The 14,687-nt window shown below is 61.3% G+C and carries 13 protein-coding genes; 2 read left to right on the forward strand and 11 right to left on the reverse strand.

The features are described from left to right. Positions 1 to 5: 5 nt before the first annotated feature. The 5 genes from B5F94_RS05485 to hrcA form a co-directional block, all read right to left on the reverse strand. Positions 6 to 2,123, reverse strand: coding sequence for a glycosyltransferase family 39 protein (locus tag B5F94_RS05485; RefSeq protein WP_087328576.1), 2,118 nt, complete (start codon positions 2,121 to 2,123; stop codon positions 6 to 8). A gap of 56 nt (positions 2,124 to 2,179) precedes the next feature. After that, positions 2,180 to 3,340 carry a molecular chaperone DnaJ gene (dnaJ, locus tag B5F94_RS05490; protein WP_087328578.1) on the reverse strand — a complete coding sequence of 387 codons (1,161 nt, stop codon included), beginning with the start codon at positions 3,338 to 3,340 and terminating at the stop codon, positions 2,180 to 2,182. A 137-nt stretch (positions 3,341 to 3,477) separates the two neighbouring features. Then, positions 3,478 to 5,337, reverse strand: a complete 1,860-nt coding sequence (dnaK, locus tag B5F94_RS05495; RefSeq protein ID WP_087328580.1) for a molecular chaperone DnaK — start codon at positions 5,335 to 5,337, stop codon at positions 3,478 to 3,480. 43 nt (positions 5,338 to 5,380) lie between these two features. Beyond that, positions 5,381 to 5,920, reverse strand: a complete 540-nt coding sequence (grpE, locus tag B5F94_RS05500; protein ID WP_242965597.1) for a nucleotide exchange factor GrpE — start codon at positions 5,918 to 5,920, stop codon at positions 5,381 to 5,383. A 16-nt stretch (positions 5,921 to 5,936) separates the two neighbouring features. After that, on the reverse strand, positions 5,937 to 6,989 hold the full coding sequence (gene hrcA / locus B5F94_RS05505; RefSeq protein ID WP_087328585.1) for a heat-inducible transcriptional repressor HrcA: 1,053 nt from the start codon (positions 6,987 to 6,989) through the stop codon (positions 5,937 to 5,939). 225 nt (positions 6,990 to 7,214) lie between these two features. On the opposite strand from hrcA, the gene B5F94_RS05510 reads away from it, so the two are divergent. Continuing rightward, positions 7,215 to 7,682 carry a GNAT family N-acetyltransferase gene (locus tag B5F94_RS05510; RefSeq protein ID WP_087188862.1) on the forward strand — a complete coding sequence of 156 codons (468 nt, stop codon included), beginning with the start codon at positions 7,215 to 7,217 and terminating at the stop codon, positions 7,680 to 7,682. Between the two features lie 34 nt (positions 7,683 to 7,716). Here the strand turns inward: B5F94_RS05510 and B5F94_RS05515 are convergent, their stop codons facing one another. Genes B5F94_RS05515 through B5F94_RS05525 form a run of 3 tightly spaced genes read right to left on the reverse strand, consistent with a single transcriptional unit; the run spans position 7,717 to position 11,004 of the window. Further along, positions 7,717 to 8,478, reverse strand: coding sequence for an MBL fold metallo-hydrolase (locus B5F94_RS05515; protein WP_087328587.1), 762 nt, complete (start codon positions 8,476 to 8,478; stop codon positions 7,717 to 7,719). Then, the gene (locus B5F94_RS05520) at positions 8,475 to 9,875 is read right to left on the reverse strand and encodes an MATE family efflux transporter (RefSeq protein ID WP_242965598.1); all 1,401 of its coding nucleotides are present in this window, start codon (positions 9,873 to 9,875) and stop codon (positions 8,475 to 8,477) included. The genes B5F94_RS05515 and B5F94_RS05520 overlap by 4 nt, the downstream gene beginning before the upstream one ends. A gap of 4 nt (positions 9,876 to 9,879) precedes the next feature. Then, complete coding sequence (locus tag B5F94_RS05525) at positions 9,880 to 11,004, reverse strand: cysteine desulfurase family protein (protein ID WP_087328589.1); 1,125 nt, start codon at positions 11,002 to 11,004, stop codon at positions 9,880 to 9,882. Positions 11,005 to 11,202: 198 nt separating this feature from the next. On the opposite strand from B5F94_RS05525, the gene B5F94_RS05530 reads away from it, so the two are divergent. Next, positions 11,203 to 12,573: a rubredoxin gene (locus tag B5F94_RS05530; protein ID WP_158100259.1), complete on the forward strand. Its 1,371-nt coding sequence runs from the start codon at positions 11,203 to 11,205 to the stop codon at positions 12,571 to 12,573. Between the two features lie 100 nt (positions 12,574 to 12,673). Here B5F94_RS05530 and B5F94_RS05535 read toward each other — a convergent pair whose 3' ends face one another. The 3 genes from B5F94_RS05535 to B5F94_RS05545 all read right to left on the reverse strand — a co-directional run bounded on the left by B5F94_RS05535 (position 12,674) and on the right by B5F94_RS05545 (position 14,680). Next, positions 12,674 to 12,889, reverse strand: a complete 216-nt coding sequence (locus tag B5F94_RS05535; protein ID WP_087328591.1) for a hypothetical protein — start codon at positions 12,887 to 12,889, stop codon at positions 12,674 to 12,676. A gap of 106 nt (positions 12,890 to 12,995) precedes the next feature. Continuing rightward, positions 12,996 to 14,198 (reverse strand): hypothetical protein, encoded by a 1,203-nt coding sequence (locus B5F94_RS05540; protein WP_087328593.1) that lies wholly within the window; start codon positions 14,196 to 14,198, stop codon positions 12,996 to 12,998. Continuing rightward, on the reverse strand, positions 14,195 to 14,680 hold the full coding sequence (locus B5F94_RS05545; RefSeq protein WP_087328595.1) for an RNA polymerase sigma factor: 486 nt from the start codon (positions 14,678 to 14,680) through the stop codon (positions 14,195 to 14,197). The genes B5F94_RS05540 and B5F94_RS05545 overlap by 4 nt, the downstream gene beginning before the upstream one ends. Positions 14,681 to 14,687 lie beyond the last annotated feature (7 nt).

A 14,687-nucleotide genomic window follows, 5' to 3' on the forward strand; every position in this document is an offset into this window, starting at 1 on the left:
CCTCCTCAAAATGGCCAGGCGGGGAACCACTTCAGAATGCAGGTTCCATACCAGCTGGGATAGGTAATGCCCACCAGCGCTGGGTAAAACAGAGCATACAGCGCCGCTGCGCCGCCGGTGACAGCATACATGGCCGGTTTCCAACGGATCATCTCTTCCTTCTTGGACAGGGTATAGAATACATAGCACAGAGCCAGGATGAGGAAGAGTACTGATGGGAAGTAGTGGTAGGCGAAGGTGATACGTCCGATGAAGAACCAGGGCACCAGCTGGGCCAGATAGCCGATGAGAATAAACAATGCAATGGGAGAGGATTGCCGGAAGGTGCGGCTGACAAACCAGCTCAGGACCAGATAGAGGGCCAGCAGGGCCACGATGAGTACCAGGCAGAGCAGTCGGGTCTGGGTATCGGTCTCCGGGTCAAAAACGCCGGTGACCCAGGCAGCGGAGGCTGCTCCGCCCAGTCCGGAGAGGCCAAAGAAGGTCAGCTTGGCCCACAGGGGACGGAAGGTCTGGGCGGCGCACACCAGCATGGCTGCCAGACCACCCCAACAGACCACAGGATTGAGGAAGGCGGCAAAGCGGGTAGTGACTCCGGCCACGGAGTTGTCCATGTAGTACAGGATGGGCCGGGCATTGACCAGCCACTCGTACCACCGGGAGGAGTAGGGGTGGGAGGAGGTGACGCCGTTGTGGTAGGAGAGCATATACTTCTGGTTCTCCCACATCTCGCTGAGTAGATTTCCCAGGGACAGGTCCCCGGAGGCCGCGGCGTAGGGCAGGTAGGACAGAACATAGATGATGGCGGGAATGACCGCAAAGACCAGCACCGAGAAGACCAGGATCTTCACCGTCCAGCCTGTCCGCTCCTGGCGGGATTCCTCCGGCCAGCGGCGCAGTTTGACCACCAGACCGATGAAATAGAGAGCCACCAGTCCGGTGCAGCCGTAGATTACCGTCCATTTGGAGGCAGCACCGATGCCCCAGAACAGCCCCGACAGGAAGAGGGGCAGGGCGCACTGCTTGAAGGAGGCACCGTCAGGCAGGGTCAGATACCGGTACAGGAAGTAGTACATCAGCAGGATGAAGAAAAAAGCGTAGGTATCGATGGTGGCCAGCCTGGTCTGAGTCAGGTGCATGAAGTCCACTGCCAGCAAAATGGTGCCGCAGGTGGCAATGGAGGTGCGGCCAAAGAGGTTTTTCAAAAACAGATAGAGCAGAGGGATCATGGCGACCCCGAAGAGGGTGCCCATAAACCGCCAGCCGAAGGGGGTCATGCCGAACAGGGCGATGCCCACGCTCATAATAAGCTTGCCCAGAGGCGGATGGGAAATCTCATAGGGTTCCACACCCCGCAGATGCTCATAGGCGGTGCGGGGATGATAGATCTCATCAAAGTAGGCGGAGTTCTCAAAGGAGATGGTCTCAGGTACCGTATCCGCCTCGTCGAAGAGGGGATTGGTGCTGTCGCTGATCCAAATGCGGTTGCCGTTTTCGTCAAACAGGGCCAGCTCGTTCAGCTCCAGCAGGCCTTTGTTGGCCTGACCGGTAATCCGGATATAGCGAATATACTGGGGGTTATCAAAGGTGATCTCATTCCATTTGAACAACTGGTTGTAGTTCTGGGTCATGGCATAGCTGGCGCCGTAGCCGGTGCCGTCGGCCCAGTAGTAGCCGGTGATCTGGTCAGGATCATCAGCGTTGTCCTTCCGCTGCCACAGGGAGAGCCAGTTCATCCCGTCGGCGGAGATCTCAACCTGATACTTGCCGGTGCCCAGACCGCAGAAATACCACAGCTTGGAGGCCAGGTATTCCTCCGAAAATGCGAAGGTGGCGGATTTTTCATCGCCGAAGTCCCAGGGGTTTTGAGGGGCGGTGGTGGAGCCCAGGTTAAAGAAGGCGGTGACGGCATAGGCAATGGTGATCAGTACCATGGGGATGGCGTCCTTTTTCACCAGGGGATGCCGCCGGCCTGCAAAGGTGAAGGGCCTCTTTTCCGGGAGCGGGGCCAGTTGCTGGGCCAGGGGGGCCCGCATGGTCTGGGCATACCACAGGAAGAAGCCCAGCAGCGCCGCAATGGTCAGGATGGGAAAGAGATAGACGATGTATCGAATGGGTCCCATAGGAGCACCTCACAGACAAAATAAGAGGACGAGTATAGTGTACTCGTCCTCTTATTTTATTTCTTCTTCTTGCGTTTGTCAAAGAAAGATTTCACGCCGTCCGCCGGACTGGGTGGAATCTCGCCCATGGCTTCGCCATAGGCACGCAACGCCTCCTTCTGCTCACGGGTCAGATCGGTGGGGACCTGCACATTGACAGTGACGTACTGATCGCCCCGGCCCCGTCCGTTGACGGAGGGAATGCCCTTGCCCCGCAGGCGGAAAGTGGTGCCGGGCTGGGTACCGGCGGGCAGGTTCCACTTCACCTTGCCGTCGATGGTGGGGATCTCCAGCTCGGCGCCCAGGGTGGCCTGGAGGAAGGTGACCGGGTGCTCCAGGAATACCGATGTACCGTCCCGCTTGAAGAACTCGTGGGGACGGACGGTGACGCTGATGAGCAGGTCACCGGCGGGACCGCCGTTGCGGCCCGCGCCGCCCTGGCCTCGGAGGGAGACGGCCTGGCCGTTGTCGATACCGGCAGGGATGCTGACGGTGATCTTGCGCTGCTTGCGCACATTGCCGGTGCCGCCGCAGTCCTTACAGGGCTGGTGGATAATCTTGCCCTTGCCGCCGCACTTGGGGCAGGTGGTGGTGGTGGCGAAGGTAAAGGCCCCGCCGCCCCGCTGGATGCGGATGGTGCCGCTGCCGTGGCAGTCGGGACAGACCTCCGCGGTGGTGCCGGGGGCACAGCCGGTACCCTTGCAGGAATCGCAGTTCTCGGTGCGGTTGAGGGTGATCTCCTTCTCGCAGCCGAAGGCGGCCTCCTCAAAGGAAATGGTCACCGAGGCCCGCAGGGTCTCGCCCTTCATGGGGCCGTTGCTCCGGCGGCTTCCACCGCCGCCAAAGCCGCCGCCGAAAAAGGAGCCAAAAATATCGCCCAGGTCGATATCGCCCATATCGAAGCCGCCGAACCCACCGCCGCCAAAGCCGCCGGCCCCGAAGTTGGGGTCCACGCCGGCGTGGCCAAACTGGTCGTACTTGGCCCGCTTCTCCTTGTCGGAGAGGACCTCATAGGCCTCATTGACCTCCTTGAACTTGGCCTCGGCGTCCTTGTCGCCGGGGTTCAGGTCGGGGTGGTATTTCTTGGCCAGCTTGCGGTAGGCCTTTTTCAGCTCGTCCTCGCTGGCGGTTTTGGCTACGCCCAGGACTTCGTAATAATCTCGTTTCTGTTCAGGCATTGGTGTTCACCTCTGTTTCAGAGTGGAGCGTGGAAAGTGAAGTGTGAAAGCAGCTCTCCACGATCCACCGTTTGGGAGAAAACGGAACGCCACACAGGCGGGGGACAAGCCCCCGCCCGCGGTGTTTTCCTGTTTAATTACTTCTGATCGTCGTCCACGACCTGATAGTCGGCGTCCACCACGTTGGGGTCGGTGTTGGTGCCGCCGGCCTGGCCGCCGAAGTTGGCGCCGCCCATGTCGGGGCCGGCCTGACCGCCCTGGGGATTGGCCTGCTGATACATCTTCTCAGCGATGGGGTAGAAGGCCTTGGAAGCTTCCTCGGTGGCAGCCTTGATGGCCTCGATATCGGTGCCCTTCATGGCGTCCTTCAGCTTGTTGATGGCGGCCTCCACAGTGGCCTTGTCGCCCGCGTCGATCTTGTCCTTGGCGTCCTCCAGAGCCTTCTCGGTCTGGTAGATCACCTGGTCGGCCTGGTTGCGCACATCAACCTCTTCCTTGCGCTTGGCATCCTCGGCGGCAAACTGCTCGGCCTCCTTGACGGCCTTGTCGATGTCCTCCTTGGACATATTGGTGGAGGAGGTGATGGTGATGTGCTGCTCCTTGCCGGTGCCCAGATCCTTGGCGGACACGTTCACGATGCCGTTGGCGTCGATGTCGAAGGTAACCTCGATCTGAGGCACGCCGCGGCGGGCGGGAGCAATGCCGTCCAGGTTGAAGCGGCCCAGGGTCTTGTTGTACTGAGCCATCTCACGCTCGCCCTGGAGCACGTGGACCTCAACGGAGGTCTGGTTGTCGGCGGCGGTGGTGAACACCTGGCTCTTCTTGGCGGGAATGGTGGTGTTGCGCTCGATGAGCTTGGTCATAACGCCGCCCATGGTCTCAATGCCCAGGGACAGAGGAGTCACGTCCAGCAGCAGCAGGCCCTTCACGTCGCCCACCAGAACGCCGCCCTGGAGAGCAGCGCCGATGGCCACGCACTCGTCGGGGTTGATGCCCTTGAAGCCTTCCTTACCGGTCAGCTTCTTCACCATGTCCTGCACGGCGGGGATACGGCTGGAGCCGCCCACCAGCAGTACCTTGGACAGGTCGCCGGAGCCCAGGCCGGCGTCGCTCATGGCCTGACGGACGGGGCCGGCGGTGGCCTCCACCAGGGAAGCGGTCAGCTGATCGAACTTGGCACGGGTCAGGGTCAGATCCAGGTGCTTGGGGCCGGTGGCGTCGGCGGTGATATAGGGCAGGTTGATGTTGGTAGAGGTCACGCCGGACAGCTCGATCTTGGCCTTCTCGGCGGCCTCCTTCAGGCGCTGCATGGCGACCTTGTCGCCGGTCAGGTCGATGCCGGTGTCCTTCTTGAACTCGGCGGCCATCCAGTCCATGACGGCCTTGTCGAAGTCGTCGCCGCCCAGACGGTTGTTACCGGCGGTGGCCAGCACCTCGATGACGCCGTCGCCAACCTCCAGCACGGACACGTCGAAGGTACCGCCGCCCAGGTCGTACACCATGATCTTCTGGTCGGTCTCCTTATCCACGCCGTAGGCCAGAGCGGCGGCAGTGGGCTCGTTGATGATACGCTTCACGTCCAGACCGGCGATGCGGCCGGCGTCCTTGGTGGCCTGACGCTGAGCGTCGGTGAAGTAAGCGGGAACAGTGATGACAGCCTCGGTGACAGGCTGGCCCAGATAAGCCTCGGCGTCCGCCTTCAGCTTCTGCAGGATCATAGCGGAGATCTCCTGGGGGGTGTAGGCCTTGCCGTCCACGTTCACCTTGTAGTTGGAGCCCATCTCACGCTTGATGGAAGCGATGGTGCGGTCGGGGTTGGTGATAGCCTGGCGCTTGGCCACCTGGCCCACCATGCGCTCGCCGTCCTTGGAGAAGGCCACGACAGAGGGGGTGGTGCGGTTGCCTTCCGCGTTGGCGATAACGACGGCCTCGCCGCCTTCCATAACAGCAACACAAGAGTTGGTCGTACCGAGGTCGATACCGATGATCTTAGACATAATCAATTCCTCCAATATATCGTAAATTGTTTTTTAACATGAATTAGTTGGCCACCTTGACCATGGAGAACCGGATCACCTTTTCTTCGGTGCGGAAACCGGCCTGGAACACCTCTACGATGGTGTTCTCTCCGGCGTTCTCGTCCTCCACGTGCATGACGGCGTTGTGCAGGTTGGGGTCGAAGGTCTCGCCCAGGGCGGGGATCTCCTGAATGCCCAGCTTGGAGAGGACCTCCTTCAGCTGGGTCATGGTCATTTCCACGCCCTTCTTATAGGCCTCGTCGGCGGTGTCCTGCTTGAGGGCCCGCTCCAGGTTATCGTACACCGGCAGGAAGGCGGCGGCGGTCTCCGCCTTGGAATCGGCCCAGGCCGACTCCTTTTCCTTCTGGCTGCGGCGGCGGTAGTTGTCGTACTCGGCGGCCAGGCGGAGGAATTTGTCCTCCTGGTCGGTGAGGTTCTGCTTCAGAGCCTCCAGCTCCTCCAGCAGGGGATTGGGGGCATCCTCCGCGGCCTCGGGGGCGGCGGTCTGCGCGGTCTGCTCCTCGGGGATGACCTCTTCGGGCTGTTTCTCTTTCTTACTCATGGGATGCATTCATCTCCTATTTATGATCGTCGCTGCCGCCCGGCAGCTCGCCCTGCCCGAACAGCCGGGACAGTCCCTCGGCCAGATAGGAAAGGCGGGCGGTAATTTTGGCATAATCCATACGGGTAGGTCCCACCACACCGATAACGCCACGCATTCCGTCGCCGATATCGTAGCTGGCCACCACCACGCTGGTATCCTTCAATGCGTCGGCCACATTTTCCGGGCCGATGAGGATCTTCATGGCGGCGTCCTTGGGAACGGGGAAGCGGGCGGGATCGGCGTCCTCGGAGAGGTAGCTCAGCAGCGGCTGGGCCCGCTCCAAAGAGCGGTACTCAGGCAGCTCCAGCAGATGGGCGATGCCCGAGGTGTGGACGGTGCGCTGCTCCAGGCTTTCCAGCACCTCCATCGCGAAGGAGACCACCAAGGAGATGAGCCCGTAGGCCTCTCCGGCGGCGTGCTGGGCCACCCGCATCAGCTCCGGCGTGATCTCATCCAGAGGCAGGCCGGTAAAGGTGGCGTTGAGCAGGGTGTTGAGCATCTGCAGCTGAGCCTCCGTCAAATCGGAGGGCAGCCGGATCAGCCGGTTGCGCACCACATTGGTGTCGGTCATTACCACGATGATAAAGGCGTTGTGCTCCACCATCAGAAGGTCAAACCGGCGGATCGTCACCCGGCTCATGCCGGAGGACAGAGCAAAGGCGGGGTAGTTGGTCAACTGAGACACCACCCGGCCGGCCTGGTCCAGCACCCGGTCCAGCTCCTGCATCTTCATCCGCAGGGCCTGGTTGATGCGCTCGGTCTCCTGAAGGGAGAGCTTGTGCTCCTCCATCAGTTCGTTGACGTAGAACCGATACCCCTTGGGAGAGGGGATGCGTCCGGCGGAGGTATGGGGCTTTTCCAGCAGTCCCAGAGATTCCAGATCCGCCATCTCGTTTCGGATGGTGGCGGAAGAGATCTCCATGCCGATGGAAGAGGCAATGGCCTTGGAACCCACCGGCTCCGCCGACTGGATGTAACTTTCGATGATGGCGCGCAGGATTCGTTTTTTGCGTTCGGTTAAATCCATAGCGGCCACCTCACTTTTGATTTAGCACTCATACTACCTGAGTGCTAAAGATAATGTAGCACCGTCCGGGAAAAAAGTCAATAGGCAGGGTTGTAAATTAAATGTGAACGAAGAAAAGATAGCAGACAGACCTTCAGAATGCAAATCAGAGCGGTTGACGCGGGAGCCGTTCAATGGTATTCTATCCAATAAGGAACAATACTTGCAAACAGGAGGGGTGTCTCTGTGGACGGAACGGTGCCCGTGGAGATCATTGACTACGAGGAGCGCTACAAACAGGATCTGGAGGACATCTCTCTGCCCTGGCTGCTGGAGTATGACCTGCTGGAGCCGGTAGACCTGGAGATGCTGGCCGATCCGCACCGCTTTATCGCCGGGGGCGGCCGTGTGCTGCTGGCCCGCTGCGGCCGGGAGATTGTGGGCATGGTCATGCTGGAGCTTCAGGGCGACGGTGTGTGCGAGGCACTGAAGTTCGGCGTCAAAGAGGAGTACCGGGAGCGGGGCATTGGCACCGCCCTGATGGAGGCGGTGATCCAGGCCGCCCGGGACGCGGGACAAAAGACCATCGTGATCACCTCCAACCACAAGCTGAAGGCTGCCCTGCGGATCTATGAGAAGCTGGGATTTGAATACGTCACGTATTCTGACAAGTGGTTTCAACTGTCCGATATTAGAATGGAACGGGAATTATAAGAAAAGGACGCGCCGCAGGCGCGTCCTTTTTGATTCAGTCGGCAAATTCATACACCGCTCCGGCGGTGAGGTGGTGAAGCCTGTCGCCCAGTTCCTCCTCCAGCAGGGCGTAGGCGGGATCTCCGGTGCAGTGGCCGGTATAGATGTCCTGTACCTTTAAATCATCCCGCAGGGCGGCGGCGATGGATCGTACCTTCTCCGGGGTAGGGCCCAGGGTGGTCACGCCCTCCTTGCCCATCAGATGAAAGCCGCCCAATACCGCACGGATCGGGGTGCCGGGGAACTGTTCGGAGAGCTGGGTGAGAATCTTCACCACTCCGGCGTGGCAACAGGAGTTGAGGACCACCAGACCTTCGGAGGTCTCAGCCACCAGGGACTGCTCATGCTTCACCCGGTCGGGGATCAGGTGGAGGCCCTCCGCCAGATCCCGGGGTCCCTCCGCCAGGTCAAAGCGCTTCTCGTGCCGGCAGAACATCCCCATGTTGACGCCAATGTACTCCTTCTCCGCCCAGATCTCCGGGTCGGTGATCCGGGGCCGGGCGTAGACGGCGGCGGAGGGATTGACGGCGAAGAAGGCGTTGAAGCCGTCGGCGTGGTCATAGTGCCCGTGGGACAGAGCGGCCTTGTCCACCTTTGAAAGGTCTACCCCCAGCCTGGCGGCGTTGTACACCACCGCGCCGCACTCTCCGGCATCCAGCAGGTAGCGGCCGCCCCGGTATTCCACATAAAAGGACAGGCCATGCTCGGGAATCAGTCCATCCTGGGCGGAGTTTTCCATTAGAACGGTGATCTTCATTGGGAGACCTCCTCTTTCTTCACATATTGGGTCACGTCATTGATCCAGGCCTTGGAGCGGAACCGGGGCACACCCACAATAAATTTGGTGATCTGCTCCATGATAACGCCCACATACACCCAGAAGACACCCCACTTCAGCACCAGACCGAAGAGGGCGGACAGGGGAAGGGCCACCAGCCACAGGGGGCACACGTCGATGAGGGAGGCCGCCCGCACGTCGCCGCCGCCCCGGAGCACGCCCACGGTATTCACCGAGTTGAAGGCCCGCAGGGGGAGACAGACGCCGATCATGGTGAGCATCATGGTAGCAATTTCTCCCGCCATGGGGGACAGATGGAAGAAGGGATAGACCAGGGTGGGGAAGAAGGTATGGGTGAAGGTGACCAGCAGCCCGCCGATCACCAGGCCGCAGATCATGGCCAGAGTGTTCAAAGTGGCCCCGATCTCATAGAGGTGTTCCCGGCGCCCGGCGCCGATCTCACGGCCGATAATGATGGCGGTGGTGCCGCCCACGGCGAAGATGGCCACGGTACACAGATCCTCCAGATTGCCTGCCAGAGCCCGGGCAGCCAGGATCTCGGTGGAGTTTTCCATATGGCCCATGACCACCTTGTGCATGGAGGTGCCCAGGCCCCACAGGGTCTCGTTGAGGACCACCGGGCCGGAATAGCGGAAGAACTTCTGGATCAGGGGCCGTCCCGGCCGGAACATGAGAGTGGGCTTGAGCTGGAACCGCTTGTTGGTGAGGGCATAGGTCATGGTGATGCCGAACTCCAGGATACGGGAGAGCAGGGTGGCAAAGGCTGCACCCTCCACCCCCAGAGCGGGGGCCCCCAGGTTGCCGAAGATGAACACCCAGTTCAGGAAAGTGTTGGTGGCCATGGAGGTGGCAAAGACGATCATGCCCAGTTTGGGGTTCTCCATGGAGCGGTGGGCGCCCACATACACACCGGTGAGGCTGTTAAAGAGGTAGGAGGGGCCTACGATGCGGGCGTAGCTGGCAGCCAGAGGGATCAGCTCCTCATTGTCGGTAAGCAGGCCCATGAGCTGGGTGGGGAAAAAGCACATAATGATGGCAAACAGAGCGGCAATGGCTCCCGCCACATAGCAGCCGGTGCCGATGACCCGGTTGATGGTATCGGTGTCTTTCTTGCCCCAGAACTGGCTGATAAGCACCGAGGAGCCGCTTTGCAGTCCAAAAATCACCAGCTGAATGACAAACACCGGCAGATTGGCCTGGGCCACAGCGGCCAGAGGGGCCTCGCCCAGAGAGCCTACCATGAAGGTGTCCACCAGACCCAGCAGAGTGGTGCACAGATTTTGCAGCAGGATGGGCAGGGCCAGTGATACCACGTTGCGGTAAAAAGCCCGCCCTCGGTTCATATAGGAAAACAAAGCGTCACCTCATTGCGATCCGAGTTTGTGTGATCTCCGTGAGGGCGCCGGCCAGAGCGCCGGCCTCCTCACAGGTGCTGTCAGGGGAGAAGGAGATGCGCAGTACACCCATCAGGGTGCGCTTGGGCAGCCCCAGAGCCGCAAAGACGTGGCTGGGTTTGCCCTTGTGGCAGGCCGAGCCGGAGGAGACGTAGATCCCCCGGTCGGACAGGTCCCGCACCAGCATTTCGCTGGGATAGCCGGGCAGAGAAATGGCGCAGATGTGGGGGGCGTCGCCGGGGCTGACCACCTCCAGGCCGGGAACAGAGGAGAGGACCTCCAGGGCATGGGCCTTTACAGCTGCGATACGAGCGGGTGCGTCGGGGTCCCAGGCCTCACAGGCAGCAGCCAGGGCCGCCAGCTGGGCGGTGGGCTCGGTACCGGAACGCAGGCCGTTCTCCTGCCCGCCTCCCAGCAGCAGGGGCTTCAGGTCCAGACCCTTGCGGATGTACTGGGCGCCGATACCCTTGGGCGCCCGGATCTTGTGGCCGCTGATGGTGAGCAGATCCACCCCCAGCTCCTTGGGAGTGAAGGGGACCTTCAAAAAGGCCTGCACCGCGTCGCAGTGGAGCAGGGCGGGGCAGTTGGCGGCCTTGATGGCCCGGGCGGCTTCCGCCACCGGCAGAAGGGTGCCCAGCTCGTTGTTCACCAGCATCATGGACACCAGTACCGTGTCGGGCCGCAGGGCGGCCTTCAGATCGTCGATGGAGACGTGGCCGGACTTGTCCGGCTTTAAGTAGGTGACCTCATAGCCCTGGGCGGCCAGAGCGCGGATGGGTTCCAGCACGGCGGAGTGCTCGATGGCGGTGGTGATGATATGTTTCCCGCTCCGCTTCCCATGCTCCACGGCGGCCCGGATGGCCCAGTTGTCTCCCTCGGTACCGCAGGAGGTAAAGGTCAACTCCTCCGGCAGGCAGCCCAGCCTGCCTGCCACCACAGCACGGTACTCCTTTACTTTGGCGGCGGCGGCCTGGCCGATGGCATAGCCGGAGGAGGGGTTGCCGTAGCCCTCCGTCATGGCCTCATAGGCCGCTTTGGCCGCCTGGGGACACACCGGCGTGGTGGCGGCGTTATCGAGATAGATGGACATGAACAGTCACCTCAGACAAAAAAAGTGCGGTTTCGCAATTCTTCATTGTAGCCTTATACAGAAGGAAAGTCAAGGCGGCAGAATTGTGGAAAACAGACGTGACAGTTTATCCCATAGCGCTTGACAAGCGGAAGAGAGGATAATATACTGTGACCTGCTAGGAAATAATTTTTGACAATAAGAAAGGAAGGAACCACCATGAGCGCCATCAAGCTGCGTGAAAATCTCTGGTCTGTGGGCGTCCTCAACCCTGCGCTGCGGGTCTTTGACATCGTAATGGAATCCAAATATGGTACCTCCTACAATGCCTACCTGCTGACGGGGGAGAAGAACGTCCTCATTGAGACGGTACATACCGACTATTTTGACGAATATCTGGACAACATCCGCCAGGTCATTCCTGTGGAGGATGTGGATTACCTGATTATGAACCACAACGAGCCCGACCACTCGGGCAGCGTGGCTAAGCTGATGGCGGTCTGCCCCAAGCTGGAGATCATCGCCACCAAGGCGGGCAAGAAGCACCTGCAGGATATCACCAACCTGGATCTGCCCTGCCGTACCGTGGCTGCCGGCGATACCCTGGACCTGGGCAACCGGGTGCTGGAGTTCATCCCCTCTCCCATGCTCCACTGGGCTGACTCCATGTTTACCTGGGACAAGGAGGGCAAGACCCTCTTTACCTGCGACTTCCTGGGCGCTCATTTCTGCGAGCCCACCATGCTGGATAAGAACATCCACGCCAAGGAGGCCTATGAGGGCGAGTTCGCCTACTACTACGCCGGTATCTTTGGACCCTTCAAGCCCAGCGTGCTGGCCGGTCTGGACAAGATGCCCGCCGACGTGGAGCTGGTGTGCCCCAGCCACGGCCCCTGCCTGACCGAGACCATTGCCAAGGCCAAGGAGCTCTACCGCACCTGGAGCACCCCCGCTCCCAAGACCCAGCGCACCGCCTTTGTGGTGTACGCCTCCGCCTACGGCTGCACCCGCACTCTGGCGGAAGCTGCCGCCAAGGCTCTGGAGGGTGAGGGCTACGCCGTCACCACCGCCGACGTTACCGTGGTGCCCTATGCCGAGTGCGTGAAGCTGGCCCATGAGGCCGACGTGCTGCTGGTGGGCTCCCCCACCATCAACCGCGCCGCTCCCAAGGCTGTGTGGGATGTGCTCACCTCCATCGATCCCATCAACCTGAAGGGCAAGGCCGCCGGCGCCTTTGGCGCCTACGGCTGGAGCGGCGAGGCGGCACCCATGCTCCACACCTTCCTGAAGGGCCTGCGCTATGCCGCCCCCGAGGCCCCCTTCCGGGTGCTCTTCACTCCCACCCAGGCCGACCTGGATGCCATGGCCGACTACGCCAAGTCTGTGGCCGCCCTGTGCACCGTGCCGGTGGACGCCCCCAAGACCGAGGGCGGCAAGTGGGTGTGCTCCCTGTGCGGCTATATCTATGATCCCGCTGAGGGTGACCCCGCCCACGGTGTGGCCCCCGGCACCCCCTGGGAGCAGGTGCCCTCCTCCTGGTCCTGCCCCCTGTGCGGCGTGGACAAGGAAATGTTCAAGAAGGCTGAGTAAGTCGTTTAAACAAAAAACGCAGGCTGCGCATCATGCGCAGCCTGCGTTTTTGTTTGAGATCATACTGGTACCAGAGCAGCAAGAGAGACAGTCAGGCCCTTTACCATACCGGCGGGACGGCGGCCCCGGCGTCCAGCTGAGACTGGGCGCTCTGGGGGGTGAGGGGAGGATTGTCCTTGCGCATGAACTCCGGGGGGCCGAACAGTCTGCACCACATCCAGAACACGGCGGCCCCCAGCAGGACCAGAGAAATCAAAGTTGCAACCAGGGCGACCAGCGTCCTGCGTTTGAGCGTACGGGCGTAATCTTCCGTCATGATGCATCCCTCCTTTTGCTCCAGTATACCAGTGCGGCAGGCGGGATGGGTAACAGGGGGGTTACATCTTTGTGACGATTTTCGGTCAAAAAGGGGAAGAAGCTCTTTAGAGCAGATCCGCAGGGGTCATGTGAGCCAGACCGTCGTTGCAATACCGCCGGTAGGGCACCTCGTCCTGATACTCCGGGTCAATGGCGGGGACGTAGGCAACGCCAACCCCGGTAAAGGGGGAGGGGTCCACCCCGTCAAACACCCAGTCGGCGATGACCTCATCCCAGTAATCCTGGGTATAGAGGATGCGGTATACGGGCTGGAAGTAGGGCTGACCCATAGTGAGATCATATTCCAGTTCAACTAGCAAGACGGTTGCCTGGTCGGGGTGGGAGGTATAGTGGCATCCCCAGTAGTCCCCCGAGAGGAAGGAAGCTACGGCCTCCGCCTCCGAACGGAGGGGATAGGTGGATATGCTTTCAGCAGGGGGGAGATAGATCCTCAGGGTGCTGTCCGTGGACTCCATGCACTGGAAAGCGGTGTCCCAGATCTGTTCCTCCAGAGGGGCGTCCGGATCTCGAACCACGGTGGTCCAGGTAGTGCGGGCCATGCCATCGAAACCGTAGGTCTCCGATTTGCTGGTGTACACTGCCGGGGCGGCAGCCTGATTTTCCGATCTGGAAGCTGCAGCTTGGACCAGAGCCTGCAGGGCCCGATCATGGATGGCGGTCAGGTCGGGAGAATCATAAAGGTACAGGTCGTACATACCTCTCAGCCACAGCTTGGTGCCGTCGGCACATTCCGCCCTCAAAGTGGGTTCCCGGCCCATGGTTTCTTCCCCATAGCTGGCTGTCCATTCAACATCAGTGATGGTAAGCCCCAGGATTCCTGCCCATTGATCCAGCAGGGTGCGCTGCTCCTCCTCGGTGGGGATGGGATTTTCATAGACGGGCAGCTCGGTCAGTTCATCCAGACGTCCCGCGGAGGGGGAGTTTGCGGCCAGATTTCCCGGATTAGTGACGAAGGAAAAACTTTCGTCCCACACCTTGGGCATACCGGGGGTGGGCGTAGGGGTCACCACCGGCTCCGGGGTGCGGGCCACGCCGGGGCCGTCGGGGTCCACTTCGGTCCGGCCGGACAGCCATACGCCCCCGGTGACTGCTACAGCCAGAGCCGCCGCCGTGGCGGCGATGGCCAGAGGCTTACGGGAGGGCCGCTTTTTTCCCTGGGCCTGCTCCATGGCGGCCAGGGTGCGCTCCCGCCAGGCGGGGGAGGGGGTCACGCCGCCCAGTGTGCTGCGGTAATCTTTGCTGTTCATGCCCATTCCTCCTTCAGCGCGTCTTTCAGCTTGGTTCTGGCCCGGCTCAGCCGGGAGAGCACCGTGTTCCGGGGACAGCCCAGCAGCTGGGCGATTTCGGCGGCGGTATAGCCCTCGATGTAGTGGAGGTACACCGGCCAGCGGTACTTGGGGGGTAAGGCGGCCACCGCCTCCCAGGTGCCGCCGGTCTCCGGCGGCGGGGCGGCCTGACGGGCCTCCTCCAGAGGAACGGTGCGTCTGTGCCAGGGGGAGCGCCCCCAGCTTTTGCAGCGGTTGGCGGTGGCCCGTATGAGCCAGGCTTTCAGGTGGGTCTCATCGGCAAAGCGGGGGTCGCACTGGATGAGGCTCACAAAGACCTCCTGGGCCACGTCCTCCCCGTCAGCCACGCTGCCGGTGCCCTGGATGGCCATGCGGTAGACCAGCGGGCCGTAGCGGTCCAGGATCTCCTCACAGGAGAGAGAATTGCCATTGAGGGTGGGCATTGCGTTC

This window comes from Flavonifractor sp. An4 (assembly GCF_002161755.1).
GTDB lineage: Bacteria > Bacillota > Clostridia > Oscillospirales > Oscillospiraceae > Flavonifractor > Flavonifractor avicola.

What these genes read in the sequence shown, in the direction of transcription:
- B5F94_RS05485 (WP_087328576.1), bottom strand. Translation starts at nt 2,123, where the DNA reads ATGGGACCCATTCGATACATCGTCTATCTCTTTCCCATCCTGACCATT.
- dnaJ (WP_087328578.1), bottom strand. Translation starts at nt 3,340, where the DNA reads ATGCCTGAACAGAAACGAGATTATTACGAAGTCCTGGGCGTAGCCAAA.
- dnaK (WP_087328580.1), bottom strand. Translation starts at nt 5,337, where the DNA reads ATGTCTAAGATCATCGGTATCGACCTCGGTACGACCAACTCTTGTGTT.
- grpE (WP_242965597.1), bottom strand. Translation starts at nt 5,920, where the DNA reads ATGAGTAAGAAAGAGAAACAGCCCGAAGAGGTCATCCCCGAGGAGCAG.
- hrcA (WP_087328585.1), bottom strand. Translation starts at nt 6,989, where the DNA reads ATGGATTTAACCGAACGCAAAAAACGAATCCTGCGCGCCATCATCGAA.
- B5F94_RS05515 (WP_087328587.1), bottom strand. Translation starts at nt 8,478, where the DNA reads ATGAAGATCACCGTTCTAATGGAAAACTCCGCCCAGGATGGACTGATT.
- B5F94_RS05525 (WP_087328589.1), bottom strand. Translation starts at nt 11,004, where the DNA reads ATGTCCATCTATCTCGATAACGCCGCCACCACGCCGGTGTGTCCCCAG.
- B5F94_RS05530 (WP_158100259.1), top strand. Translation starts at nt 11,203, where the DNA reads ATGAGCGCCATCAAGCTGCGTGAAAATCTCTGGTCTGTGGGCGTCCTC.
- B5F94_RS05535 (WP_087328591.1), bottom strand. Translation starts at nt 12,889, where the DNA reads ATGACGGAAGATTACGCCCGTACGCTCAAACGCAGGACGCTGGTCGCC.
- B5F94_RS05540 (WP_087328593.1), bottom strand. Translation starts at nt 14,198, where the DNA reads ATGAACAGCAAAGATTACCGCAGCACACTGGGCGGCGTGACCCCCTCC.
- B5F94_RS05545 (WP_087328595.1), bottom strand. Translation starts at nt 14,680, where the DNA reads ATGCCCACCCTCAATGGCAATTCTCTCTCCTGTGAGGAGATCCTGGAC.